Below are 26,042 nucleotides of genomic sequence, written 5' to 3' on the forward strand. Positions count from 1 at the left end.
ACCCGGAAACTTTTGGTCTTCCGGTCAGTCGGTTGCTGCGGGGCACGCGCTTATCCACAGATTCAGGGGATAGTCAGAAAGATAACCCTGTGGACAAATGGTGGAGATCCCGATTTGCCCGCCATATTCAACATATTATCAGGCGGGTTTGCGGTTTGCCTCCCCGCCTGCAGCCCCTGTGCCATCCGGTCTGGGCAGGCGCGTGCAATGCATGGATAATGGGCCGGTCATGCAACAACAGACCGGGACATCCCGCTATGGATGAATTCGTGATCCGGGGGCCGGTCATCAATCCGCCAGCCCCCACACAGGCCGAACAGGTAACGCGCGTGGTGCATGTGGGGCCGGATGGCACCATTGCCGCCTGCCCCGCGGCCGATACGCCCGCCGCCCGCACGCTGCTGGCCCAGACCCGCCAGCGCGGTGTGCCGGTGCACGACCTTGGCCCTGCCCAGCTGCTCATGCCCGGCTTTGCCGACCTGCACGTCCATGCCCCGCAATGGCCGCAGATGGGCCGCGCGCTGGACCTGCCCCTGCGTGCGTGGCTGGAGCAGCGGACCTTCCCGCTGGAAGCCCGCTTTGCCGACCCGGCCTTCGCCGCCCCGGTCTATGAGGAACTGGTCCGCACCCTGCTGGCCAATGGCACCACCACGGCGGTATTCTTCGCCACCATTCATGAGGAAAGCAGCCTGCTGCTGGCGCGCACCTGCCTGCGGCTGGGCCTGCGCGCCCATGTCGGGCTGGTGGCGATGGATGACCCGGACCTGTGCCCCGAAAATTACCGCAACCCCGGCGTGGAACAGGCACTGGACGCAACGCGGCGCTTCATCCACGCCGTACGCGCCCTGCCGGGCAATGCGGCGGGACTGGTGCGCCCCATGGTCACGCCGCGCTTCATCCCCGCCTGCACGGACGCGCTGCTGCGCGGGCTGGGGGAACTGGCAGCGCGTGAGGACTGCCTGATCCAGACCCACTGTTCGGAAAGTGACTGGGAACATGACTACGTCCACCAGCGCATGGGGGTGAATGATACCGTGGCCCTTGACCGCCTTGGCCTGCTGCGCCGGGGCACGGTGCTGGCGCATTCGTGCTTCATGACGGCGCGGGACATGGCGCTGGTGCAGGCGCGGGGTGCCGCCATTGCCCACTGCCCGCTGTCCAACGCCTATTTCGCGGGCGCTGTCCTGCCGCTGCGCGCGGCGTGGCAGGCGGGGATGCATGTGGGGCTGGGCACGGACATATCCGGCGGGTATTCGCCCTCCATCGCGGTCAATGCCGCCATGGCGGTGACCGCCGCACGCATGCTGGATACCGGCACCAACCCTGACCTGCCGGCGGAAAAACGCGGCCGGCCCGGCGCGCGGCTGGGCTTTACCGAAGCGCTGTGGCTGGCCACCCGGGGCGGCACGGCGGCCCTTGGCTGCAATGCCGGGCAGCTTGTGGCGGGACAGGCGTTTGACGCCATCCTGATCGATCGCGCGGCACCCGGCAGCAATATCATGCCATCCGGGCACGATACGGATGCACAGGATCTGGTGCAGCAGATCCTGTGCAATATCGGGCGGCCCAACATCCGCACCGTGTGGGTGGCGGGGCGCAGGGTGCATGAATCCTGTCCATAACCCCACGCAGGCAGGGCAACCCCGCGCAGCCCGGTCAGCAAGCGCCGGCTGGGCGGGCGCCCTATGGCAGCCCGCTTACCCCCTGCACCGCCCAGTCCCAGTCATAGAGTTCCAGATCGTTCATGGTCTTCCCTTCGGCCACGCGCAACTGGCCATGCTGGTCATGGATCGGGCCGGCAAAGGGGGACCAGCCCGCCATGATGCGTGCGCGCACGCCATCCGCCCGGTCTCGCACATCCTGCGGTACGCGCTGGCCCCACGGGTCACGGTCCACGCCATTGCCCATCATCAGCAGTTGCGGCACGGGCCGCCACGTACCCGCCAGCCGCGCGCGGACCTGCGCGATGTAGAACTGCGCGAAGTCCAGCACCACGGACGCCACATAGGCATCCGGCCCGAACTGGCGGATGTCCTTGTTCCACATTGCCGCCCACAGCCCGCGTTCCTGAGCCACATGCAGGTAGCCTGCCTCGTCCATGATGCCGAACAGGAAGTCACACCCCTTGTCCGCCAGCGCGTTGGCGGCCTGGATGGCGGCCTGCGGGTCGAACCAGGCATTGATGCTGATGACCTGCATGGTGGCATCGGGGTTGACCGTGCGGGCACCCAGCAGCGCGGCATTGGCCCCGGCATAGGCCGAAGGCAGCGGGAAGGAGGCGATGAACCCCAGCTTCCCGCTTCTGCTCAGCAGCCCCGCCGCCACGCCAATCACGTAGCTGACATACCAGTGGGCAATGTAATACCAGCTTACATTGCCGCGCAGCGGGCGGCCATCGCACTGCATGAAGGCCGTCTGCGGCGCGCGGGCGGCCACATCGGTCAGGAAATCCCCGTAATCCGCCCCGGTCATGACCAGCTGCGCGCCCTCGGCCACGAATTCGCGCAACAGCCGGGTGGCATCGGCGGAATAGGGCATGCTTTCCACATAGACCGTGCGCAGGCGCGGAAAGGCCCGGCGCACGGCCTGTAGCGCCACATGGTGCATTTCGGTCCAGCCGCCATCGCTGGTCGGGCCGACATAGCCCAGCGCCAGCAGCGCGTCCTCCTCCGCCACCGGGGGCATGGGGGGCACGTTGGCGTACGGGGCGGCAAGGGCCGCCAGCAGCCCTTCGGTCGTGGTGGCGGCATGGCCGTGGCGCGGCACGAAGCCGGAGGCCACGGCCGCCCCCGCCGTGGCCAGAAGCCGCCTGCGGGGCAGGATCATGCGGTCCGTCCCTGTGCAAAGGGCAGGATATGGGCCAGCGTGCCCATGGGGTCGGCCACCTGCGGGGCGTGGCCGGTATGCATGCTGACCACCCGCGCGCCGGGCACAAGGGCCTGCATGCGGCGCTGCACGGGCAGGATGACGGAACGGTCGCCCGTTGCTTCCACATACAGGCGCGGGATGCGGCCAAAGCGTTCGGCCGTAAGCCGTGCGCGCAGGTCCAGCCCGCCCAGCCCCTGTGGCGTCAGGCAGCGGGAGGCGGCAATGGCCACATCGGGCGGGCAGTCATGCAGGAAGATGGCAACGGCGGCTTCCGGCGGCACGACGGATACAACACCCGGCTCCGGCCAGCGCAGCCAGGGGTTGATGCCCGTGGCATCCGGGTGGTCGGCCACCATCCGCGCCACCACCTGCCCGAATCCCACGCCCGAAGGCAGCATCATGCCCGCCAGATAGGCGATGCGCCGCACCCGCCCGGGCCAGCGCTCGGCCACGGCGGAGGCCACGACCCCACCGCCCGAATGGGCCACAAGGCTGACCGGGCGGCCAAGCCGGTCCATCACGTCGCCCACATGGGCCACGTAGCGTTCAAGGCTGGCATCGCGCGCGGGCAGCCCGTCCACCCCGTTGCCCGGCAGGTCAACCGCATGGACGGGAATGGCGGTATGCCGCCGCCATGCATCCACAAAGCGCGCCCATGCCCACGCCCCCTGCCACGCGCCGTGGATCAGGATGACCGGATCGTCCCCGCCGCTCATCGGCCATAGGTCCGGGCGTACATGGCGCGCAGGTGGTCCTCTACCGTTACGGGGGGCCAGAGCGGAGCCTCCCCTTCAGGCACGCAGCCCGGCAGGCAGGCAATGACCTGATCGGGGTTGCCGGTATGGAAGAACGGTACCGAATAGCGTTCCCGCCCCGATGTGTTGATGACCCGGTGCAGGGTGGAGCGGTAGCGGTTGTTGGTCCAGCGCGCGATCATGTCCCCCAGGTTGACGACAAAGCTGCCGGGAATGGGGGCAGCGTCCAGCCAGGTGCCATCGGCGGCCCTGACCTGCAGGCCGCCACTGTCATCCTGCAGCAGCAGGGTCAGGCCGCCAAAATCGGTATGGGCACCCGCCCCCTTTTCCCCCGGCAGGGGGCGCGCGGGCTGCGGCGGATAATGCAGCAGGCGCAGCGTGGTCAGCGGGTCGTGGCAGAAGGCGGCGAAATAATCCTCCGCCAGCCCCAGTGACAGGGCGATGCCGCGCATCAGCGTTTCGGCCAGACGGGTCATGACGGTGCTGTATTCGCTCATCACCGCGCGAAAATCCGGCAGTGCGGCAGGCCACTGGTTCGGCCCCTGATTGAAGCGCCCGGCCCGCACGGCCGGGTCATCCAGCGGTTTTTCCGGTCCGCTATAGAACCCTTCCTTCACGTCGGGCGGCGTGCCCGGCTCCAGCGTCTGGTCACGCAGCGGCTCGTAGCCCCGGTTGCACGGCGAACGGTTCTTGTGCACCGCCAGCCTGTCCGCCATGGGCAGGGCGAAGAACTGGCGCGACTGCGCGAACACGGCGGCAATCAGTTCCGGCTTCACGCCGTGGTCGACGCAATAGAAAAAACCCGTTTCGCTACAGGCGGCATGCAGCGCGCGACCGACCGCCGCGCGGGCCTGCGGATCGGGCGACTGAAGGCCCGCCACCGAAATGACGGGCAGTGTCCGCGCGGGGACGGCCCACGTGGTGTGCTGCATCATGAAAGGGTCCCCCGGCTTGATGGTTCAGGCACGCCCCCCGGCGGCCCTGTGCCCCATTGGAGGGCAGTACGGCCCGTCAGTCCAGCTTCTGTATGCGCCGTGCTTCCCGCGCATGGCGGTGCAGGGCATCGGCCAGGCCGGATTGCAGGGGGCGCCCGTCTTCCACCAGCACCTGGCCATTGACAATGGTGGTGCCCGCGACCATCGGCCCGCAGCGCAGCCAGGCCTCGACCGGGTCTGTCATGGCGCCTGCCAGCGCCACCGGGCTGGACTGCCAGATAACCAGGTCCGCGCAGGCGCCGGGGCGCAGGTGGCCGATCTCGTCATCCCAGCCCAGGCAGGCGGCGCCGCCACGGGTCGCCATGTCCAGCGCGTCCCGCGCCACCATGGAGGCGGGACCATTGCGGATGCGCCCCAGCAGCATGGCGTTGCGTGCCTCCATCCACATGCAGGCCATGTCCGTCGTGGCCGAACCGTTGGTGCCCAGCCCCACATTCATGCCCCGTTCGCGCAGGTCCATGGCATCGGCGCTGCCATTGCCGATCATCATGTTGGAACTGGGGCACTGGACCATGCCCACGCCCGCGCGGATCAGGCGCTCGGCCTCGGACGTGGAGGGATAGATGTAATGCGCGATCCATGCGCGCGGCGTGGCCCAGCCCATCCGCTCGAAATGCTCGGTGGGGGTGCAGCCGTAAATGCTCAGGCTGTAGTCATCCTCCTCCACATCTTCGGCCAGATGGGTATGCAGGCGCAGGTCGTCACGTTCGGCCATGGCCAGGCAGTCGCGCATGATCTGTTCGGATGCGGAAAACAGCGAGACCGGGCCAAGCGCCACCCGTGTCATCGCGCCGGGCGCGGGATCATGGAATCTGGCCACCACGCGCTCGCAGTCGGCCATGATCGTGTCCTCGTCCTGCACCACGGCGGCGGGGGGCAGGCCGCCATTTTCCTGTGACCGGGTCATGCAGCCCCGCGTGGCCAGGAAGCGGAAGCCGATGTCACGCGCGGCGGCGAACCCCGCATCCATCAGGTACGGACGCGGATGCACGTACATATGGTCGGTGGACGTGGTGCAGCCGCCCAGCAGCAGTTCCACCATGGAAATGTAGCTGGACAGGTAGACCGCTTCCCCGTCCAGTCCGGTCCAGAGGGGATAGAGCGTTTCCAGCCATGAAAACAGGCCATTGCGCGTAACAGGGGCATAGGCGCGTGTCAGGTTCTGGAACATGTGGTGGTGGGCGTTGACCAGCCCGGGCGTGACCAGCCGCCCCCTGGCGTTGATGATACGCGCGGCCGCCGGCATGGGCTGGCCGGGGCCACCTGCGGAATGGACGCGGTTCTTTTCGATCGCGATCCAGCCGCCGGCAATTTCCCAGTCACGGTCCAGGTAAAGGTGGGCATCACAAATCAGGATATCGATCATTACTTACCCAGGTTACTCCAGTCCAATCGCCGGTGGCCTGCATCTGGCCGCCACCTGCTGCTCCGGTTTCCGGAGGTTGGATATCGAACATTACTTAAGTGATTTATGTATGTATTTTTTTCGGAACATGCCATCATCATGTCAGCGTGTCCATATGTATAGACGGGAATATTTTTCGGAATACAGGACAAGACAACCCCGGATTGCAGAAAATTAAATAAATGCCAAATTTGAAACACGACTTGTGCTGCCCGTATTGTGAATTTTTTTGAAAAATAAGATAAAATCCGGCCTGTCCAATGCGCCACAGGGCCAGGACAGGCGGAATCAGAGCAGAAAACAGTTAATTTATACTTTATGGTATATAAGTTTATGCGGTTCTGGCCCCGGCATTTCCAAAGGAATGACAGGTAAGGTTTAGGAAGGTTTTCCTATTTGGCAAGTATCCATATCCGGTTTTTCAATGTGCGGATCACCACCCCGGCAGAACCCGGTAAGGGTATTCTGACATAGGGGTTTTCCGTAACCATATCAGCCAGTATCTGTAAATGACCCGGCGGCCGGACAGGACATCCGTTTCTTGGGCGATATTACATGATTATGTCCAAAATCGGGCGGGCATTACCCCCGGCGGGTGGCGTTCGGGTTCTCCTGTGGAAGAAACGGACAATATACGCGCATTATAATCAAAAAATTGATAATAAATATTCAGTGTTCCGAGCGTATTGACTACTTGCGGTTGCGGAAACGCCCGGAAAACCCGGATAATCGCGCGCATGTGATCGGGATGCCCCGGCAAGGCCCGCACCCGGCGGTACGGGGGCGGGCATTGCATGGCACGCGGTGCTATTTTATCCTTGGTGACATTCCGTCGCGGGCAGGCCCGCACCCATCCGGCAGGAGCCCCCGCATGACAGGACAGACCAGTGCAACCCGCTTCCTTGCACGGCACGGCGTGCCGTTTTCGGTACATGATTACGATTACGCGCCCGGTGGCGGGCTGATCGGCATGCAGGCCGCGTCCTCCATCGGGGCGGACCCGGCCTGCGTGCTCAAGACACTGGTGGTGGAGGTGGACCGCGCCACCCCCGTCTGCCTGGTGGTGCCGGCCGACCACAAGGTGAATTTCAAGAAGGTGGCGGCCCTGTTCGGTGGCCGCAACGCGCGCATGATGGCGCCGGAGCGCTCGATGGAACTGACCGGATTCCGCGCGGGGGGCACCAGCCCCTTCGGGCAGGCAACGCCACTGCCCGTGGTGCTGTCGGACGCGGCGATGGGGTTGCCGCATATCTATGTCAATGCCGGTGAACGCGGGCTGGTGGTGCGCATCGCCCCGGCCGACGCACGGGCGGTGGTGGACGCGCGCGTTGCCGATATTTCCGCCCCCGCCATTCCCGCCCCGCCGGCACCCTGATCCCGCCTGCCCCGCCGCCACGGCGCGTGACCCGATATCGCACGGGCCGGATTGCTGCTATGGCCGGAAGCATGAACACGACCCTGCCTTCCCGCCGGCTGTTCCTTGCCGTGACGGTTGCCATCCTGTCCTGGGCCAGTGCCTATCCCGTCGTGCGGATTGCCCTGCGTGGCATCCCGCCGGTGCCGCTTGCGGCCATACGCTATGCGCTGGCGGCGCTGATTGCCGTGGCCTGGCTGGTGCTGCGCCGCCAGCCACTGCCCGCCGCGCGCGACATGCCGCGCCTGGTGGCGTGCGCGGGCATCGGCATTTCGCTTTACAATATACTGTTCAACATGGGGGAGGTCACCGTGTCGGCCGGGGCGGCCAGCCTGCTCATCGCCTCCTCCCCGCTCATGACCGCGCTGATCGCCATGCCGGTGCTGGGGGAACGGCTGACCGCATGGGGGTGGCTGGGCTCGCTGCTCAGCCTTGCCGGCGTGGGGCTGATCGCGGGCGGGCAGGCAGGCGGCATCACCTTCGGTTCGGGGGCGACGCTGGTGCTGGGGGCGGCGCTGTGCTCGGCCACCTACATCATCCTGCTGCGCCAACTGCTGCGCCGGTATGACGGGCTGACCTGCATGGCCTATATCCTGATCATCGGCGCGGTGCTGCTGCTGCCATGGCTGCCGCGCGCCTGTGCCATCACGCTGCGGGCATCATGGCCATGCGTGTGGGCGGTGGTGGAACTGGGTGTCTTTCCCGCCGCCATCGGTTACGGGGCGTGGACTTTCGTGATCGGGCAGATGGGGGCGGCACGCGGTTCGGCGCTGCTGTACACGCTGCCGCCGGTCACCATGGTGCTGGCCTTCCTGCTGACGGGCGAGATACCGGGCCTGCGTACCCTGTGCGGTGGCGCGGTCGTGATGGCGGGCGTGCTGGTCATGAACACATGGGGCCACCCGGCACGCAGGGCCACCACCCCCACCAAAAATTAACCTTTGTGCCGCATAACCCCCTGACCATGGATGAAGGACAGGGATGCATGAGGGCTGTTTCCTCCACGCTCGCGGAAACGGCTGCCGGATGGGCCGCGTTCGACCCTGCATGGTACTGCACGCGCCATGCCGCCCTGCTGGACACGCTGGGGGTGGAACCGGGGGAAGCCCACGCCTTCTACACCACCCATGGCGCGGCGCTGGGCCATTCACCCAACGCGTTCTTTGACGAGACATGGTACCGCCAGGCCTATCCCGGCGTGGCGCGAGCCATAGCGCAGGGCATATGGCCCAGCGGCTTCGCCCATTACCTGCAGGCCGGGCTGCGCACCCACAGCCCCCACTGGCTGTTTGACGAACACGCCTACCGCGCAGCCTGCCCCGACCTGACGCAGGCCGTGATGGAGGACGGGGGCTACCGCAACGGCTATGACCATTACCTGCGCGCGGGTGACGGGGAAATGCGTACCGGATCGTGCTTTTTCGATCCCGTCACCTGCCTTGCCCTTGTACCCGAAAACGGGCGGGATGCAGCAGCCCATCCCTTTGTGGACTACCTGCTGCGCGGCATGGCCGCCATGCCCGACCGGGCGGTATCGGTCTATTTCGATGCCGGATGGTACGTGCGGACCTATCCCGCGGTGCAGGCCGCGATCGACCGGGGGGAATGGCTGTGCGCCCTGCACCATTACCTGTGCAATACCACGCCGCTGGCGTTTGACCCGGGGCCGTTCTTTTCCGAATCCTTCTATGCCTCCGTCAATCCCGACGTGCTGGAAGCGGTGGAAAGCGGCAGGCTGCGCAACGGCTATGCCCATTACCTGAGTGACGGGGTGTTCGAGCAGCGCAAGCCGTGCTCCATGCTCGACCTTGCGGCCTATATGCGTGACCCTGCGGTACAGGCGGACCTGGCGGCCGGCCGCGCGCGCGACGGGCTGGGCCATTACCTTGTCGCCCGGCCCGACCTGCGCCCGCCCCCCGCCCCCCCCGTGACCGAGGAACAGACCCGCGCCCTGTTCCGCCACATGTGCGCGGTGCGGCTGCCGCTGCTGCTGGGGGGGCGGATCGACTTTGCCAGTGACGCCCCGCCGGAACTGAGCGTGATCATCATCGCCCACAACCAGTTTGCCATGACGCTGTCCACGCTGGCCTCGCTACGGGCGAACTACCATGGCGCCATGCAGGTCATCGTGGTGGATTCCGGCTCCCGCGACGGGGTGGCCAGTATCGAGCGGCATGTGAAGGGCATCGAGGTGCTGCGCTTCGCGGGCAATATCGGCTTCGTGCGCGGGTGCAACGCCGCCCTTGCGCGGGTGCGGGCACCGGCCACGCTGTACCTTAACAATGACGTGGACCTGCAGTTCGGCGCCATTGCCAGTGCGCTGGCCCGGCTGGGGGCGGAAGACACGACCGGGGCGGTGGGCGCGCGCGTGCTGCGCACCCACGGCATGCTGCAGGAGGCGGGCAGCATCATCTGGCGTGACGGTTCGGTGCAGGGCTACATGCGCGATGCCCATCCCGCCGTGCCGGAAGCGGGCTTCGTGCGCGCGGTGGATTTCTGTTCCGGCGTGTTCCTGATGGTACGCACCGACATACTGCGCACGCTTGACGGTTTTGACGAAGCCTATGCCCCCGCCTATTTCGAGGAGACGGACCTGTGCATGCGCATCCGCGCGCTGGGCTACACCATTCTGTACGATCCTGCCGTATGCCTGGTGCATTATGAATGCGGCACGTCGGATTCCACCAGTGCGGCAAGGCTGATCGCGCGCAACAGCACCCTGTTCACCCGCAGCCATGCCCGCCCGCTGCGGCGCAAGCTCATGCGCCACCCCGCCCTGCAGGCCCGCGCGCGCCATGCCGATGGCGGAGGACGCCACATCCTGTTCATCGAGGACCGGCTGCCACTGCGCCATCTTGGCTCGGGCTTTACGCGTTCGAACGACATCATCGCAACCCTTGCGGCGCTGGGCTACCACGTCACGGTCTACCCGGTCTTCCGCCCGGTAGAGGACGCGGCCACGCTGGCCACCGCCTTCCCCCCCGGCGTGGAGGTGATCCATGACCGTGAACTGCCCGACCTTGCCGCTTTTCTGGAAGACCGCGCGGGCAGCCTGGATGCGATCTGGATCGCGCGCACCCACAATGCCGCGCGTCTGGCCAGTATCCTGAACGACGCCGCCGCCGCCATTCCCGCAGGTCGTGTCATTGTCGATACCGAGGCCATTGCCGCCTGCCGGGACGAGGAATATGCCCGCCTGCACGACCGGCCGCCCGGCCAGCCCCTTGCCCGGCGGCTGGAGGCCGAACTGGCCCCCCTGTTCGTGGCGGACCGGGTGGTGGCGGTCAATGATGCCGAGGCCCGGCTGCTGCATGGCGCCGGGTTCGATAACGTATCGGTGCTGGGGCACATGCAGGTGCCACGCCCCACCGGGCCGGGATGGGCCGCGCGGCGCGATATCCTGTTCCTGGGCGCGGTGCATGACATGGCTGCGCCCAATCTTGACTCCCTTGCCTGGTTCAGCGGCGCGGTGCTGCCCCTGCTGGTGGACCGGCTTGGCCCGGGCATACGCTTTGGCGTGTGCGGCCATGTCAACCCGCGCGTGGACCTTGGCCCGCTGCGCCGCCACCCCAATGTCAACCTGCTGGGGCAGGTGGCCGATACCGCCCCGGTCTATGACCACCACCGCGTGTTCGTGGCCCCCACCCGCTTTGCCGCGGGCATTGCCTATAAGCTGCATGAGGCGGCGGCCAACGGCCTGCCGGTGGTCGGCTCCCCCCTGCTGTGCCGCCAGGCAGGGTGGCAGGACGGGCAGGACATGCTCTGCGCCGACGTGACCGACCCGGCCGCCTTTGCCGCGCAGGTGGTCCGCCTCTATCAGGATCAGGCGCTGTGGGATACGGTGCGTGACAACGCACTCCAGCGCGTGGCGCGCGAACACGCCCCACAGGACTACCGCACCCGTGTGGCCGAAATCATGGCGGAGGTATTCGCCCCGCCGGGCTGACGGCGCATGCAGGACAAGGCAGGACGCCCCATGGATGACACAGCCGACATTTCCTTCGCACCCGGCATGGACCCGGCCCTGCGCGCCCGCGTGCTGGCGGCCCCGCATTTCCGCCGGTGGCATGACGGCATGCGGGCGCGCTTCACGCTGCGCCATGTGCTGGTGCGCGATGCGGTGGCCTTTGGCCCCACGCGCATGGGCTTCATCCTGGTCGAGGCCGATGCCCTGCACCGGGGCCAGCGCGTACCCGGCCTGGCGCTGCTGCGCGGCGATAGCGTGTCGGTGCTGCTGGTGCTGAAATGCCCCGGCTACCCCGACCGCACCGTACTGACCTGCGAGGCCCGCGTGCCCGTGGCCCGGCCGGACCTGCTGGCGCTGCCCGCGGGCATGCTGGATGGGGGCGCGTTTGAAAGCACGGCACTGCGGGAACTGTCGGAAGAAGTGGGGGCGGACCTGCGGGTGCGGGCGCAGGACCTTGTGGCCCTGACGCGGGTCTGGCTTTCCCCCGGCGGGTGTGATGAGGCGATCGGCCTGTATTATGCCGAACTGGACATTGACGAAGGGCTGGCCCGCCGCCTGTCCGACCGCCAGACCGGCCTTGCGCGCGAACATGAGCATATCCGCCTGCATGTCATCGACCTGGACCAGATCCCCCATATCGGCATGACGGATGCCAAGACCCTGCTTTCATGGCACCTGTACCAGGCACGGTAACGGGCCATCGCTTTTTCTTGTTGACACAACCGCGTGAGGACCCGCATAAGGTCGGGAAGCAGCATGCCCTGTGCAACTGCTTCTTGGACGTTTCCTCCCTAAACTCAGCGGTGCCTCTGCACCGCTTTTTTTTGTCCTATTTTTATAGAATTTTTCCATAACTGTACATCGTGTAGTATAATAGCCTCCATTGTAACGAGAGACGGGACCAAGAGCACGATGAGCGGTATTTTCAATGACGTCATGGGCAAGCTGAGCGATCTGGCCGGTTCCACCGGCCTGTCACAGCAGGTACATTCCTATCTGTCGCAGCTGCTGACACCGGCCACCATCACCTCCCTGCTGGCGCAGGCGGACCAGGCCGGGCTGGGCGACAAGGTACGGTCATGGATCGGTGACGGCCACAACCTGCCCATCTCCACCGATGAACTGCGCAGCCTGCTGAGCAGCCAGCAGGTCCAGGCCATGGTGGACAAGACCGGCCTGCCCGCCGCCACCATCCTGCCCGTTCTGGCCCATCTGCTGCCCGAAGCCGTCAATACCCAGACCCCGGCGGGCGACGTCTCCAAAACGGCCTGATCCCGCTGGCCTGACATACTGGCGGAACCGTGCCATGGTCCGGTTCCGCCCCGTTTCATTCCGCCGCCTGCCCCGGGACCAGCATCCCGCCATAGCGGATGATGTCCGCCACCACATCCAGCATCACCGCCTGCACGCGGGCAAAGCCCGCATGGGGCTGCAGGGTGGTCTGGTCCATGTACAGCGCGCGGCTGATTTCCAGCTGCACCGCCTGCACGCCGCGCCGTGGCCGGCCGTAATGGCGGGTGACATATCCCCCGGCAAAGGGCACGTTGCGCGCCACGCTGTAGCCATGGCGGGTCAGGACCTGTTCCATGACCGTGGCCAGTTGCGGCGTGCAGGCGGTGCCCCATGCGGTGCCCAGCACGAAATCCGGCTGGTCCCGCCGCCCGGCCACCACGGGCATGGAATGGGCATCCAGCACGATGCAGCAGCCGTGATGTTCCACCCTGTCGCGCACAAGCCGCGCCAGCGCATCATGATAGGGCTGCCAGCAGGTGCGGATGCGGGCCTCGGCCTCGCTGAAGGGCAGCGGGCGGGGATAGATCGGCCCATCGCGCGAGACGATGCGCGCGATCGTGCCAAATCCCGCCTGCACCTTGCGGCTGGTGGTGTTGCACCAGTGCGGCAGCGGGTCGCGGAACATGGTGGGGTCCAGTTCCCACGGTTCCCGGTTGGCATCGCAATAGGCACGGGGAAAGGTGGCGTGCAGCAACGTGGCCCCCTGCCCCGGCGCGCCTTCGAACAGCTGCTCCACATAACAGTCCTCGCTCCGGCGCAGGGCATGCGCACCAAGGCGGGACATGCGCAGGAACGCATCGGTATAGTTCCGCCCCGAATGGGCGGAGGCGACAACAAGCGGCGCCTGCTTTCCCGTGGCTTCGATAATGGAGTAGGGCGGGATGGCGGAATCAGCCATGTGGCGCGGCCTGTTCCAGCAGGCGCGCACGGTAGGGCACGCCCCCTGCATGGTCGGGGTCATCTCCCTGCACGGCCCGGCGGAAGCACGGAAAAGAAACAGCACGGCACATGGCTGTCATAGGGACAGCAGGCGGCTTTCGGGTCAATGTGATTTTTTGAAAAATGGGGGTTGCGCCCCGCCATAGGGATGAGTAAAAGCCTGTTCACCGAAGCAGATGGTGGGCGCATAGCTCAGCGGTAGAGCACTACCTTGACATGGTAGGGGTCACAGGTTCAATCCCTGTTGCGCCCACCATCTGCTTCGCTATCCCCAAAAAATCGGTAGTTTTGATACTATGATCGCGGTGCGTTCTAGTATGGATTTGACCGCGCCGGTATGGGCCATACAGGCTGTCCCGCCACGCCCTGCCCTACCGGGGCCGGTCCCGACCGGAGCCATTATCCGTACGGGCCGTATCTCCCGGCAGGACCGGAGCGGTAACGGACCTGCGGTATCCAGCCATGGACAGTCCAACAGAAGAAGTTGGCCCATGATAACGGAAGGTGCCGTGTCGCGGCGCCTGCTCCTGCGCCATGGACCACTGCGGATCGGCCTGATGCTGGACAGGCTGGGCGCAGGTGACCGACCGGCTCCGGCATGGCGCGGCGCATGACCGGCTTGATTCCATTTTCCGCGAGGGGCTGAGGCCCGGCCGCTGCCAGATGGTCCCTCTCTCCACCGACCGGGATACGGCGCGGCACGGGAAGGCCGTTCTCCCGGGCGTCGGGGCTGGCCGGATGTTTCATGACGGATATGCCTTCCACCTGGCCGATAACGGCGTCTGGCTGACCTTGGCGGTGCCCCGGCGTATCTGGCCTTCCAGTCCGGGGCAGGAAACGGCCCGTCAGCCTTGCTGCGCGCCATTGCCGCTGAAAACCGTGCCGCGGCCCTTCGTACGATGATGGGTCAGGAGCGTAATTGTGCATCGAATCCGGCACCAAGGCAGGCTACAGTAAACCATGCATCCTGCTGCCGGTAACCGCAGGCCCGCAGCAAGGTCAGCATGGAAGGACGGGAAAACCGGGTGCTTGTTCACGAAGGCGCGGACCGCAATGCCGTAATCGACCGGCGTCTTGGCTGCTCGCTGGCCGCCATTGCCGGGGCGGTGAATGCCGCCGGCTTTCTGGCGGTCGGCTATTATTCCGCCAACATGACCGGCAACATATCGGCGCTGGCCACCGGCCTGCATGAAGGCCACCTGCGGGCCGTGCTGTCATGCTGCGGGCTGGTGCTGGCCTTTGTGGCCGGTGGGGTCCTTTCGGCGCTTGTGGTCAATGCCGGGCGCCGCCGGCGCCTGCCTTCCATCTATGCGCGCAGCATCCTGCTGGAAGCCTGCCTGCTCGGGCTGCTGGGGCTGGCCGACATGCTGCTTTCCGCACAGCCACGCGGCCCCATGCTGGCATACGGGCTGAGTTTTCTCATGGGGTTGCAGAACGCGACCGTAACCCGCATCTCGGGCGCGCGGGTCCGCACCACCCACATGACCGGCATGCTGACCGATGTCGGCCTGGAACTGGCGGACTGGATGGACGCCATCATCCACCGCACCGACCCCGCGCAGCGCGCACGCACCCGCGAACGGCTGGGCCTGCATGCCGCGATTGTCCTGTCCTTCACCACCGGCGGGATTGCCGGAGCGTTTCTTTATGGCTGGTGGTCGGCCCTGTTCCTGCTGCTGCTGGCGGCGGGGCTGGCCTGCCTGTCGCTGCCCGGCGCGCTGGCCCCCGTGGAGGCCCCCCGCGCAACGGTGGATGGCACGCAGGAACCACAGGCGGGACGCTGACGCAAAACGGGCCGATCCGGGGACGTCCGCCCCAGGGCCACGGAGTGCCGGAGAATTCTGGAAGAGGACCGGCCGGGAATAGCCGGCCCCTGGCCACGCCCATGGGGCATGGCCAGGCGCCGCTGCCCTTACGCCGTTACAAGGACCGCTTCGGCCGCAGGCGGGTGCACCTGCCGGCGGCCCGCGTCCACATCCGTGATTTCACGGTCGATTTCACCAATCACCTGCCGCGAAAACGGGCCAAGATGCAGGTACAGCGCACTGGTCATGACCACGTAAGGCAGCGCCCTGGGGTTGTGCAGCGCGCAGTCAAGCAGCATGCGCCAGAACGGCCCTGCCGTGCCCGGCCCGGCGCGGTGGATGCGCAAGAGCAGGCGCATGAAGCTGCGCAGGTCACCGCGCACCATGCGGTGCCCCCGGGTGCGGCGCAGCATCCGGCCAAGACGGCGCACCCGGCCGAAATAGGCCACCGGGTCATAGATGGCGGCAAGGACCCTGCGGTAATCATCCAGTACGTCACGCCGTGGCCGCGCGGTCTCGAAGTTCAGCCCGGCGGTACACTGGTCGCCCGACTGCGGCTGTCCGTCATCGGCAAAAAGCCGCCCTTCCGCCCGCAGGCGGCGCGTCAGCTGTGTCGTGGGCAGGGCATAGAGCAGGCCGACCATGCAGACAGGGATCGACGTATCCTCGATACAGTCGATCATGCCCGCGGCGATGCTGCCCTTTTCGCTGTCAAATCCCACAATGAAACCGGCATTGACGAAAATCCCGGCCCGGTGGATCGTCTCGATGCTCTGCCGCAGGCTGCGCCTTGTGTTCTGTTTTTTCTGCGTCATGACCAGCGTGTCGGTATCCGGGCTTTCAATGCCGATGAACACGGCAAAGAAATTGGTGCCCGCCAGATCGCGCAGCAGGTCGGCATCATCGGCCAGGTTGATCGAGGCTTCGGTTGAAAATTCGAACGGGAAGTTTCTTTCCTCCTGCCAGCGCTTCAGGCCGGGCAGGAACTTGCGCAGCGCCTTCTTGTTGCCAATCAGGTTGTCATCCACAAAATCGACATGCCCCCGGTAGCCCAGCGCGTACAGGGCATCCAGTTCGGCCAGCACCTGTTCATTCGTCTTGGTGCGGGGCACCCGGCCATACAGTTCGATAATGTCACAGAATTCGCAACTGAACGGACACCCGCGCGAGAACTGCACCCCCACATGCAGGTACTGGTCCAGCTTCAGCAGGTCAAAGCGCGGCAGCGGGCTTTTTGTCACATCGGTCTTGCCCATGGCGGCCGTGAACACGCCATGGCGGATGCCCGCGCGCCAGGTGGCGATGAAATCGCCCATGATTTCCTCGGCCTCGCCCAGAACCTGAAAATCCGCCCTGGCATACAGGTCCGGGCTGGATGTCACGTCCGGGCCGCCCACCACCACGGGCTTGCCCGCGGCCCGGCAACGTTCAACAAGCCGTAGCGCGTCGTTGCGCTGGGGCAGCATGCCGCCGGTCATCACCAGATCGGCCCAGTCGAAATCCGCGTCCTCAAGCTGTTCGGTATTGCGGTTGACCAGCCTGATTTCCCAGTGGGCGGGAAGCAGGGCGGCCACGGTCACCAGCCCCAGCGGGGCCGCCGGGTAGCGCGCGCCCGCCAGATCGCAGGCTTCCGTGTAGTTCCAGAACGACCCTGCATTGAAAAGCGGGAAGACCATCAGGACCTTGCAGGGATCGCTCATCGCGTGGCGGCCCCGGGGCGTGGCAGGGACGCATGGTCACGGCGGCGGCCGGCCGGGCCACCGGGGGGACGCGCCGGTTCGCGGAACGCACGGCGCGGCGTGAAGGATGACATGCGGGAACGCCTTTCGTATTGGACGGATGGGGCGCGGCCCTGGCTGCCCCCTTCCCGGCCCCGCCATGGCGGTCCAGGCCACGCGGCACCGCAGCACGCGCGCGGGCAGGACCGGGTCCGGGCCTGTAACAGATCAGGATGATTGAGGGGGACGGGGGCGCGGAAAGCGGCGAAGCCGCGCAGAGCGGGCTGCGTGCAGGTCGATGCCGATGTTCAGGGACTGAACGGGTACCATCCTATCCGAACTGCCCGCCGCCGTCCAGTTCGCCCGCCCGGCCCCGCCGTGATGACCATGCCCATGATGCGGAACGGCACGGCGGCCGGTGAATCGAGCCGCACCATGACCGGCCTGCCCTTTCCCCCACCATGGACAGGACAGGGCACAGCCAGACAGGATGGCAAGGAGCGGTACCCGCGGCACATCACTGCGCACGAAGGCCGACAGCGGGTTTTCGGGCACCGGATGCGGCACGATCCGGACAGGAAGCAGTTGGCACAGGCGCAGTCCGTTACACTTCGCATGCTGTGGAAACCATGCGGAAACGACTGCTGGCCCGTGATGGCCGGTCCATACGACCCGTATCGTGGCACGGGACTGTATGCAGGCCGCCGGACAGCACGGACCCGCACGCCACGGCTGACACCGCCACGCAGGCGCGGGGGAACGGCTGCATGAATGAAAAATAATGAAAGTTTCCCGATCGCGCCCTTTATTCGGACAGGCGACGCTTCCTGAAGCTTTCTGAAAAAAAACTTCACCAAAAACTTTCTTACGATTTATGGAATACTGCCTGTTCAGTAGATGACCGGCTCCGGCACCGGGGGGCCGAAATCGGTCTGCAGAAAGTCGAAATCACATCCCTCGTTCGCCTGGCGCATGTGCTGGCCTGCCATCCAGCCATAGCCGCGCCCGTAGCGGGCGGGCGGGGGTGTCCAGCTGGCACGGCGGCGTTCAAGTTCCTGATCGGACACCGCCATGCTGATCGTGCGCGCCGGGACATCCACCGTAATGATGTCCCCCGTGCGCAGCAGCGCCAGCGGGCCGCCCACGTAACTTTCCGGCGCAATATGCAGCACGCACGCGCCATAGCTGGTCCCGCTCATCCGGGCATCCGAGATGCGCAGCATGTCCCGGCAGCCTTCGCGCACCAGCCTGCGCGGCAGCGGCAGCATGCCCCATTCCGGCATGCCGGGACCACCCAGCGGGCCGGCGTTGCGCAGGACCAGAACATGGTCCGGCGTGACATCCAGCGTCTCGTCATCCAGCGCCTTCTTCATGGTGGGGTAGTCATCAAACACCAGCGCCGGGCCACTGTGCCTGTGGAATTTCGGGTCACAGCAGGCCGGTTTCATCACGCAGCCATCGGGCGCCAGATTGCCGCGCAGCACGGTCAGCGCGCCCCCCGCCTGCCCGCTGAACATCGGCTGGTCCAGCGGGCGGATCACGTCATCGTTCCACACTTTCGCCTGTTCGATGTTCTCCCCCACGCTGCGGCCCGTGACCGTAAGACAGGTCAGGTCCAGAAAGCGCGAGATCCGCTTCATCAACGCGGTGATGCCGCCAGCGTAATAGAAATCTTCCATAAGATAGGTGGTGCCCGTGGGCCGGACATTGGCAATGACCGGGATTTCGCGGCTGGCGCGGTCAAAATCATCCAGCCCGATGGCCACCCCCGCCCGCCGCGCCATGGCAATGACGTGGATGATGGCGTTGGTCGAACACCCCATGGCCATGGCCACGGCAATGGCATTGGCAAAGGCGGCAGGCGTCTGGATTTTCGAGGGGCGCAGGTCTTCCCACACCATGTCCACAATGCGCCGACCGGCACTCCTGGCCATGCGGATGTGGCTGGAATCAACCGCCGGGATGGAACTGGCCCCCGGCAGCGAGAGGCCGATCGCCTCGGCAATGGCGGTCATGGTGCTGGCGGTGCCCATGGTCATGCAGGTGCCCGCACTGCGCGCGATACCCGCTTCCACCCCCTGCCAGTCCGCCTGCGTGATCGTGCCCGCGCGCAGTTCATCCCAGTATTTCCATGAATCCGACCCCGAACCCAGCGTGCGGCCCTGCCAGTTGCCGCGCAGCATCGGGCCTGCGGGCACGTATATCACGGGCAGGTCCATGCTGGTGGCCCCCAGCAGCAGGCCGGGCGTGGTCTTGTCGCACCCACCCATCAGCACCCCGCCATCGGCGGGGTAGGCGCGCAGCAGTTCCTCCGCCTCCATCGCCAGCATGTTGCGGTACAGCATGGTGGTGGGCTTCATGAAGTTTTCGGAAAGCGAAATGGCGGGCAGTTCCATGGGGAAGCCGCCTGCCGCCAGTATCCCGTGCTTCACGTCCTCCACACGCTGGCGGAAATGCATGTGGCAGGGATTGATATCGGACCATGTGTTGAGGATGGCGATGACCGGCCTGCCCTCCCAGTCCTGCGGGGCATAGCCCATCTGCATGGCGCGCGAGCGGTGGCCGAAGCTGCGCAGGTCGGCCGGGCCGAACCAGCGCGCGCTGCGCAGTGGGCGCCTTTCGTGTTCCGGTACTGTCTGGTGCCCTGCTGGCTGGTGCCCTGCTGGCGTGCTGGCATGTTCTGTCATGCTTCTGCTCCCTTTCTGACACCCCGGCCGCCGTCATGGCCTGTCGGAATGCATATCGTGTTGCGACAGTTAGGGCGCTGGCGCTTTATACTGTCCAGACCAGATACGGCATGGATCGAGACAGGATTGGCATCAATGCTCCAGCTCACGCAGGTCCGGTGTTTTGTCACGGTTGCGGATGAACTGCATTTTGGCCGCGCCGCCGCCCGGCTGAACATGACGCAGCCACCACTAAGCCGGCAGATCCAGCTTCTGGAACACGCGCTGGGCGTGGAACTGCTGGAGCGCAGCAGCCGCAGCGTGCGGCTGACCCATGCCGGTGCGGTCTTCCTGCCGCAGGCCCGCAGCCTGCTGCGCCATGCCGAGGACGCGGCACTGCTGGCCCGCCGCGCCCGGCGTGGCGCGCTGGGGCAGGTTGCGGTCGGGTTCACGCCATCGGGGAGCTATGATTTCCTGCCCCGCCTGATCCATGGCGTGCGTGAGGCCCATCCCGAAATTGAACTGACACTGGAGGAAATGGTTACCCGCGACCAGGTTGCCGCCCTTGCCGCCCACCGCATCGACCTGGCCTTCGTGCGGCCGCCCTTCAGTGCGGTGGAAACCCGCGCCCACCGGGTGCTGGCCGAACCCATGGTGGCCGCCCTGCCCGCGGGCCACCCGCTTGCGGCCCTGCCCGCGCTGGCACCGGCCGACCTGGAGGGGCAGGACCTGATCATGTATTCCATCCTGGGCGGCGGCTATTTCCATGACCTTGTCCACCGCCTGCTGGCCCAGGCGAACATCCAGCCGCGCCTTGTCCATCACCTGAACCAGATCCACGCCCTGCTCTCGGTCGTAAAGACCGGGGTGGGACTTGCCCTGATCCCGCAATCCGCATCCCGGCTGGGGATCGACAGCGTGGTCTGCCGCCCGCTGGCCTTTGGCGCGGATGTCCAGGCGGAGCTGTACATGCTGCACCGGGCGCACAATGTCAGCCCCGTGCTGGCCAATGTCATGGCGGCCGTAACCCGTATGGCCGGAACACAGGCCCCTGCCCCGCCCGCCGCCTGATGGCGGGCGATCAATGCCCACCGTGCATTGATCCATACCAAGTCTGGTTTTGACGCAATGCCCCGTCCCGCGTTGCCGCGTGGACGGCCGGATGCGTCCTGCAGGCCGCCGGTCGGACCAGAGGGAGAATACAGGGCAATCATGACCAGAAGGCGGGGCACAGATTTCACGCGCCTTGCGTCATACGCAGGAATTCACAAATCACCCAAAAAATACTGAATGGCGCAATAAAAATTGCGTATCAGGTCAGGGAAACCTTTCATGCTTGGAATTGGGGTACTGGGCTGCGGGCGGATTGGCGCCATGCATGCCACCAATATTGCCGCACATCCCCGCGCACGGGTCGCGGCAGTATATGACATCAACCCGGACGCCGCACGGGCGGTCTCCCTTGCCACCGGCGCGCCGGTCATGGCATCGGCCGCCGGCGTGCTGGCAGCACCCGATGTGGACGCGGTGCTGATTGCCACGGCAACCGATACCCATGCCGACCTGCTGGAACAGGCGATTGCCGCGGGCAAGCCGGTACTGTGCGAAAAACCGATCGACCTCAGCCTGGAACGGGTGGACCGCTGCGCCGCCGCCATTGCGGGCACGACCCTGCCGGTGCAGATCGGCTTCGTGCGGCGTTTCGACCCCGGCCACAGGGCGGTGTGCGCGGCGGTGCGCGATGGCACGCTGGGTACACTGTATCAGGTCATCATCACCTCACGCGATCCGGGCCTGCCGCCGGCTGCCTATCTGGCCAGATCCGGCGGCATCCTGCGGGACATGACCATCCATGATTTCGACATGGCGCGCTTCATTCTGGATGAGGAACCCACCGAAGTCTTCGCCACCGGCTCCCGTCTGGTGGCGCCCGCGCTGATGGAGACGCTGGGGGATCATGACACGCTGACGGTGGTGATGAAAACCGCATCGGGCCGGCAGGCGGTGCTTATCAACGCGCGTGAGGCCGCCTATGGCTACGACCAGCGGGTGGAAGCCTTTGGCAGCCGGGGCATGGCGGTATCGGAAAACCGCCGCCCGCACCACATGGTCCTGTCCGGTGCCGACTTTACCGACCATGCCGCGCCGCTGCTGAACTTCTTCATCGAACGCTACCGCGAGGCGTTCGATGCCGAGATCGACGCCTTTGTCGATGCGGTGGAAAACGGCCGCCCGGTTGCCGTAGGCTACAATGACGGGCGCCAGGCGCTGGTCCTGGCCGAAGCCGCGCTGAAATCCCTGCATGAAGGGCGCATGGTGCGGGTAAGCGAGATCGGGTAGCCGCCGTTGCCCATGGTGGCCATGGACAGGCATGGACGGGCATGGGCAACCGGGGGGCGGACAATTTTTCGTTGCCGGTCAGTCGCCTGTTCCGTTCCGGCGCGGGGAATGCCAGAAGGGGGCTGGACATCCCTTTCCTGCATTCCTGTAGCCAGCACGGTTCATCATGCTTTTCAAATCCCTGCCTGCCGGGGCCGTGATCGGCCTGTGGGCACTGTTCGCCTGCACCTTCACCGCGCTGACCAGCGAAGTCGCGCCCGTGGGCATCCTGATCGACATGGCACACGCCTTCCATATCATGGAAGGACAGGCGGGGCTGGCGGTCAGCGCCTTTGCGCTGCTGGTGGCGCTGGGTGCCGTGCCACTGACCATCCTGACCGCCCATATCGACCGCAAGCGGCTGATGGTGCTCTCGCTTTCGGGGTATGTGCTGTCCAATCTGGTGGTGGCCGTCGCGCCCACGTTCGTCCTTGTCTGCGTGGGGCGGATGATTGGCGGGGTGGCGCATGCGCTGCTCATGTCCATCGTCTCGGCCTATGCGGCGCGCCTGGTGCCGCAGGCCATGACGGGGCGGGCCATTTCCTTTGTCTATGGCGGGACCTCGCTTGGCGCGGTCCTGGGCGTTCCGGGCATGGCGGCGGCGGGGCAACTGGTGGGCTGGCGGATGGCCATGTTCATCCTGACCGGGCTTTCGCTTGTGCTGACGCTGTGCATCGCGTTTTTCCTGCCGCCGGTTTCCACCCCCGTGCATGTGCGCGAAAGCCTGCCCGCCATGCGTTCGCGCCGCGTCATGCGCATCTTCCTGGTGGTGGTTGTGGTGGACGGGGTCTTCTTCATTGCCCACAACCTGCTCTACACCTATGTCACGCCCCTGTTGCTTGACCACGGGGTGGCGACGGGCGCGCTCAGCCTTGCCCTGCTGCTGACAGGCGGCATCAGCATCCTTGGCCTGTGGGGCGCGGGGCATCTGGTTGACCGCAACCCCGCCATGGGCGTGCTGGCGGGGGGACTGGCCATGCTGGTGGGCATGGGGCTGATATACGGGCATATCGTGTCGGGCTGGGTGGCGGTGGCGGCCGTGGGGCTGTGGTGCATCGGCTATTCGGGGCTGATCCCCTTTGTCATGTCCGGTGCGATCCGTGCGCGCGCCACCCATCCCGATGTGGCCGGGGCCGCGATCAATGCCGCAAGCAATGTGGGCATCCTGCTGGGTTCGGCCGTGGGCGGGCGGGTGCTGACCGTCTATGGCTTTGGCGTGCTGACGCCGCTTTCCATCGCCATCGTGGTGTGCGGCCTTGTTCTGGCACTGGGCAATCCGGCCGCCTTCCCCCACGCCCTGCCCGCTTCCGCGCAGGAGGATTAGGCAGCCCCGGAAAGAAGAAAGGCAGCAGGACGTTTTTGGTGAGGCTTTTTTCAGGACGCTTCAAAAAAAATGCCGCCCTTGGAATAAAGGCGGCACCAAAAACCTTGACTGTTTTATTATGATGCGTCCGGCAGATGGTCAGTGAACCGCCTGGCCACCCCCCAGCTCGCCCGTCAGGAACTGCGCCCGTCCGTTGCCGAATGACCAGTGCGCGTCCGCGTTCTCCACAACCGACACCATGACATCGGACGGCGCGATGCCGCATGCCTGTTCCAGGCGCTCGGTCAGCAGCCTGTAGAATTCGGCCGTCTTGTCCGTCCCGCGCGGGCGGCTGAACATCTGCACCACCACCACCTTGTCGGTGCGGGGAATGTCCAGTCCCGTATCCTCCACGATCATGTGTGAGGGCTTGTATTCCGATACAAGCTGGTAGCGGTCACGCCGGGGCACGGCAAAGGCTTCCAGCATGGCTTCATGCGCCGCGTCCAGCAGGGTGCGGATCTCGGCGTCCGTGCGGCCTTCGAGCAGGTGGAAATGAAGAAGCGGCATTGATGTTCTCCTGATGCATGAAAAAGGAAAGGCGGGAGCACGCCACATGGCCCGCTCCCGCCATGGCACGGGCCGGCCTTACTTCCGGCCCGCAAGGTCGGTCAGGCCATCGGCCGGGGGCGTGGCCGGGGCCATGCCAGCCGCGGTGCGGCGGCGTTTTGGCGTAAGCATGACGCTTTCGATCTTTTCCAGCGCCACCCCCCTGGTTTCGGGGATATAGCGCTCGACAAACCACCATGAGAGCAGGGTGAACCCCGCAAAGAGCCACATCGGCAGCGCGCCATGGAACAGGGCGTCAAGCCTGTGGTTCTGCGCCATCATGGGGAAAAGCTGGCTGACGATGAAGTTCATCACCCAGTTGGCGGAAACCGCGATGCTCATGCCCACCCCACGGATGCGGTTGGGGAAGATTTCGGCAATCAGCACCCATGTCAGCGGCCCCCAGGACAGGCCGAACAACAGCATGTAGATCAGCATGCCCATCAGCGCGGAATAGCCCTGCGTCTGGGTATAAAGCGCCCATGAGGCGATAAGCAGCCCGATGATCATGCCGATCGAGCCGATGCGGAACAGCGGCAGCCGCCCCTTGCGGTCAATCACCCAGCTCCCCAGCACCGCACCCGACACCGATGCCACGCCAATCCATATGGTCTGGAACAGGGCGTTCTGCACGCTGCCACTGACCGAGCCGAGCAGCAGCGGCGCGTAGTACATCATGCTGTTCACACCCGTAAGCTGTTGCAGCATGGCCACCATGGCGCCCACGAATATGATCCACCGCGCCCCGCGTGAGGAAACGGCGCGGCCCAGTGCCGAAGCCTCGACCTTGTGCTCGAGGGAGTCCTTGATTTCGGTCAGCACCGAACGCGCATGCCGTTCGTTCGAGATGCGGGTCAGGGTTTTCATGGCGTCATGGTCACGCCCGCGCAGCACATGCCAGCGCGGGGATTCCGGCATGAAGAAGATCGCAATGCAGAAGATCACGCAGGGTATGACTTCCGAGCCCAGCATCCACCGCCAGCCCACGGTCATGAGCCATTGCTCGCTGGCGCTGCGCGCTATCAGGTAGTTGACGATGAAAACCAGCAATTGCCCGCCCACAATGGCGAACTGTTCCATGTACAGTGCCCGTCCGCGCATGTCCTTTGGCGAGACTTCGGACATGTACATGGGCGAGATGGATGAGGCGACCCCCACCGCCACCCCGCCAATGAAGCGGTAGACCACAAAGGACGTGAACCCCGTGGCCAGCGCCGCCCCGATGGCCGAGCCGGTAAACAGCGCCGCCGAGACCGCCAGCGTGGGCTTGCGGCCAAACCGGTCGGCCAGCCAGCCCGAACCCGCGGCCCCCAGGATGCAGCCCAGCAGCACGTTGGACACCGCCCAGCCAATTTCCACAGGGGAGAGATGGAAATATGCCTGCAACGATTCCACCGCGCCGGAAATGACAGCCGTGTCATAGCCAAACAGGATGCCGCCAAGTGCGGCAATGGCACAGATACGCAATACATAGCCGATATCATGCCGGTCCGATCGGACGAACACGATGTCCTTGAGGGATTCCTTTACCATTTACCCTTCTCCAGCAGTCACTTGTTCTTGTTGTTCTGTCGTGGTGAAGCAGGCCGGGCATGGCCCGGCGCCTGTGGGCGGGGCCTGTCGTGGCGGCATGCCGGCAACCGGTCATTGCCCGCGGCGCACCGGACTGTCCCGCACCCCCGCGCAATCTTCCCTGCGCGGTCCCCTGCGGCGCAGGGGAACCATAAGGCGGTCAGCCCGGCGCAACACTGTCAAAGGCGCTGGCAGGACAACAGTTGAGTGCAGATTTTAACGTATGTTTTTATTTGGGGTTCGCTATTATTATTTGTCTTTTATTTTATAACGCGAATTTGTGTAACCCCGACCCCGCCGCCGGCGGGCGTAACGCGCACCGGGATTTCCGGCGCAAGACAGCACGCGGATGCG

At 65.6% G+C, this 26,042-nt stretch carries 20 protein-coding genes and 1 tRNA gene; 12 read left to right on the forward strand and 9 right to left on the reverse strand.

Translation table 11 applies throughout. The features are described from left to right. Positions 1-257: 257 nt before the first annotated feature. On the forward strand, positions 258-1,622 hold the full coding sequence (locus CFR78_RS10715; protein WP_034927399.1) for an amidohydrolase family protein: 1,365 nt from the start codon (positions 258-260) through the stop codon (positions 1,620-1,622). 61 nt (positions 1,623-1,683) lie between these two features. Here the strand turns inward: CFR78_RS10715 and CFR78_RS10720 are convergent, their stop codons facing one another. The 4 genes from CFR78_RS10720 to CFR78_RS10735 form a co-directional block, all read right to left on the reverse strand. Beyond that, positions 1,684-2,826 carry a BMP family ABC transporter substrate-binding protein gene (locus CFR78_RS10720; RefSeq protein WP_007398406.1) on the reverse strand — a complete coding sequence of 381 codons (1,143 nt, stop codon included), beginning with the start codon at positions 2,824-2,826 and terminating at the stop codon, positions 1,684-1,686. Further along, positions 2,823-3,584, reverse strand: coding sequence for an alpha/beta fold hydrolase (locus CFR78_RS10725; protein WP_034927394.1), 762 nt, complete (start codon positions 3,582-3,584; stop codon positions 2,823-2,825). The genes CFR78_RS10720 and CFR78_RS10725 overlap by 4 nt, the downstream gene beginning before the upstream one ends. Further along, on the reverse strand, positions 3,581-4,558 hold the full coding sequence (locus CFR78_RS10730; protein ID WP_240471317.1) for an isopenicillin N synthase family dioxygenase: 978 nt from the start codon (positions 4,556-4,558) through the stop codon (positions 3,581-3,583). The genes CFR78_RS10725 and CFR78_RS10730 overlap by 4 nt, the downstream gene beginning before the upstream one ends. 76 nt (positions 4,559-4,634) lie before the next feature. Continuing rightward, positions 4,635-5,984, reverse strand: coding sequence for an amidohydrolase family protein (locus CFR78_RS10735; RefSeq protein ID WP_034927391.1), 1,350 nt, complete (start codon positions 5,982-5,984; stop codon positions 4,635-4,637). A gap of 910 nt (positions 5,985-6,894) precedes the next feature. On the opposite strand from CFR78_RS10735, the gene CFR78_RS10740 reads away from it, so the two are divergent. From CFR78_RS10740 to CFR78_RS10760, 5 genes are all read left to right on the forward strand, one after another. Continuing rightward, positions 6,895-7,398, forward strand: coding sequence for an aminoacyl-tRNA deacylase (locus CFR78_RS10740; RefSeq protein ID WP_034932270.1), 504 nt, complete (start codon positions 6,895-6,897; stop codon positions 7,396-7,398). A 71-nt stretch (positions 7,399-7,469) separates the two neighbouring features. Further along, positions 7,470-8,375: a DMT family transporter gene (locus CFR78_RS10745; protein WP_034932291.1), complete on the forward strand. Its 906-nt coding sequence runs from the start codon at positions 7,470-7,472 to the stop codon at positions 8,373-8,375. Between the two features lie 47 nt (positions 8,376-8,422). Next, a complete protein-coding gene (locus CFR78_RS10750) occupies positions 8,423-11,383 on the forward strand; it encodes a glycosyltransferase (protein ID WP_034932293.1) in 2,961 nt (986 codons plus the stop codon). A 30-nt stretch (positions 11,384-11,413) separates the two neighbouring features. Then, on the forward strand, positions 11,414-12,097 hold the full coding sequence (locus CFR78_RS10755) for an NUDIX domain-containing protein (protein WP_034932271.1): 684 nt from the start codon (positions 11,414-11,416) through the stop codon (positions 12,095-12,097). Positions 12,098-12,316: 219 nt separating this feature from the next. Continuing rightward, entirely contained in the window at positions 12,317-12,676 is a 360-nt protein-coding gene (locus CFR78_RS10760; RefSeq protein ID WP_007398394.1) for a YidB family protein, read from the forward strand. Positions 12,677-12,731: 55 nt separating this feature from the next. Here CFR78_RS10760 and CFR78_RS10765 read toward each other — a convergent pair whose 3' ends face one another. Further along, on the reverse strand, positions 12,732-13,595 hold the full coding sequence (locus CFR78_RS10765; protein WP_051672142.1) for an N-formylglutamate amidohydrolase: 864 nt from the start codon (positions 13,593-13,595) through the stop codon (positions 12,732-12,734). A 222-nt stretch (positions 13,596-13,817) separates the two neighbouring features. Between CFR78_RS10765 and CFR78_RS10770 the strand changes: the two genes are divergently transcribed. The 3 genes from CFR78_RS10770 (at position 13,818) to CFR78_RS10780 (ending at position 15,420) form a co-directional block, all read left to right on the forward strand. Then, positions 13,818-13,892: transfer RNA gene (locus CFR78_RS10770), tRNA-Val, on the forward strand. Between the two features lie 323 nt (positions 13,893-14,215). Further along, complete coding sequence (locus tag CFR78_RS10775) at positions 14,216-14,539, forward strand: RNA 2'-phosphotransferase (protein WP_051672143.1); 324 nt, start codon at positions 14,216-14,218, stop codon at positions 14,537-14,539. Positions 14,540-14,661: 122 nt separating this feature from the next. Continuing rightward, a complete protein-coding gene (locus CFR78_RS10780) occupies positions 14,662-15,420 on the forward strand; it encodes a YoaK family protein (protein WP_034932297.1) in 759 nt (252 codons plus the stop codon). 128 nt (positions 15,421-15,548) lie between these two features. Here CFR78_RS10780 and CFR78_RS10785 read toward each other — a convergent pair whose 3' ends face one another. After that, positions 15,549-17,141: a B12-binding domain-containing radical SAM protein gene (locus CFR78_RS10785; RefSeq protein WP_034932273.1), complete on the reverse strand. Its 1,593-nt coding sequence runs from the start codon at positions 17,139-17,141 to the stop codon at positions 15,549-15,551. Between the two features lie 908 nt (positions 17,142-18,049). Continuing rightward, entirely contained in the window at positions 18,050-19,846 is a 1,797-nt protein-coding gene (gene araD, locus CFR78_RS10790; RefSeq protein ID WP_034932275.1) for an L-arabinonate dehydratase, read from the reverse strand. Between the two features lie 135 nt (positions 19,847-19,981). Between araD and CFR78_RS10795 the strand changes: the two genes are divergently transcribed. The 3 genes from CFR78_RS10795 to CFR78_RS10805 all read left to right on the forward strand — a co-directional run bounded on the left by CFR78_RS10795 (position 19,982) and on the right by CFR78_RS10805 (position 23,528). Further along, complete coding sequence (locus tag CFR78_RS10795) at positions 19,982-20,896, forward strand: LysR family transcriptional regulator (protein WP_034932277.1); 915 nt, start codon at positions 19,982-19,984, stop codon at positions 20,894-20,896. A gap of 261 nt (positions 20,897-21,157) precedes the next feature. Then, a complete protein-coding gene (gene iolG / locus CFR78_RS10800; RefSeq protein WP_034932278.1) occupies positions 21,158-22,165 on the forward strand; it encodes an inositol 2-dehydrogenase in 1,008 nt (335 codons plus the stop codon). Between the two features lie 166 nt (positions 22,166-22,331). Then, positions 22,332-23,528, forward strand: coding sequence for an MFS transporter (locus tag CFR78_RS10805; protein ID WP_034932280.1), 1,197 nt, complete (start codon positions 22,332-22,334; stop codon positions 23,526-23,528). Positions 23,529-23,666: 138 nt separating this feature from the next. Here CFR78_RS10805 and CFR78_RS10810 read toward each other — a convergent pair whose 3' ends face one another. Beyond that, the gene (locus tag CFR78_RS10810; protein ID WP_034932282.1) at positions 23,667-24,077 is read right to left on the reverse strand and encodes a tautomerase family protein; all 411 of its coding nucleotides are present in this window, start codon (positions 24,075-24,077) and stop codon (positions 23,667-23,669) included. Between the two features lie 78 nt (positions 24,078-24,155). Further along, positions 24,156-25,649: a sugar porter family MFS transporter gene (locus CFR78_RS10815; RefSeq protein WP_007398366.1), complete on the reverse strand. Its 1,494-nt coding sequence runs from the start codon at positions 25,647-25,649 to the stop codon at positions 24,156-24,158. Between the last annotated feature and the right edge of the window lie 393 nt (positions 25,650-26,042).

The sequence above is a fragment of the Komagataeibacter rhaeticus genome (assembly GCF_003207855.1).
In the GTDB taxonomy this organism is placed as follows: domain Bacteria; phylum Pseudomonadota; class Alphaproteobacteria; order Acetobacterales; family Acetobacteraceae; genus Komagataeibacter; species Komagataeibacter rhaeticus.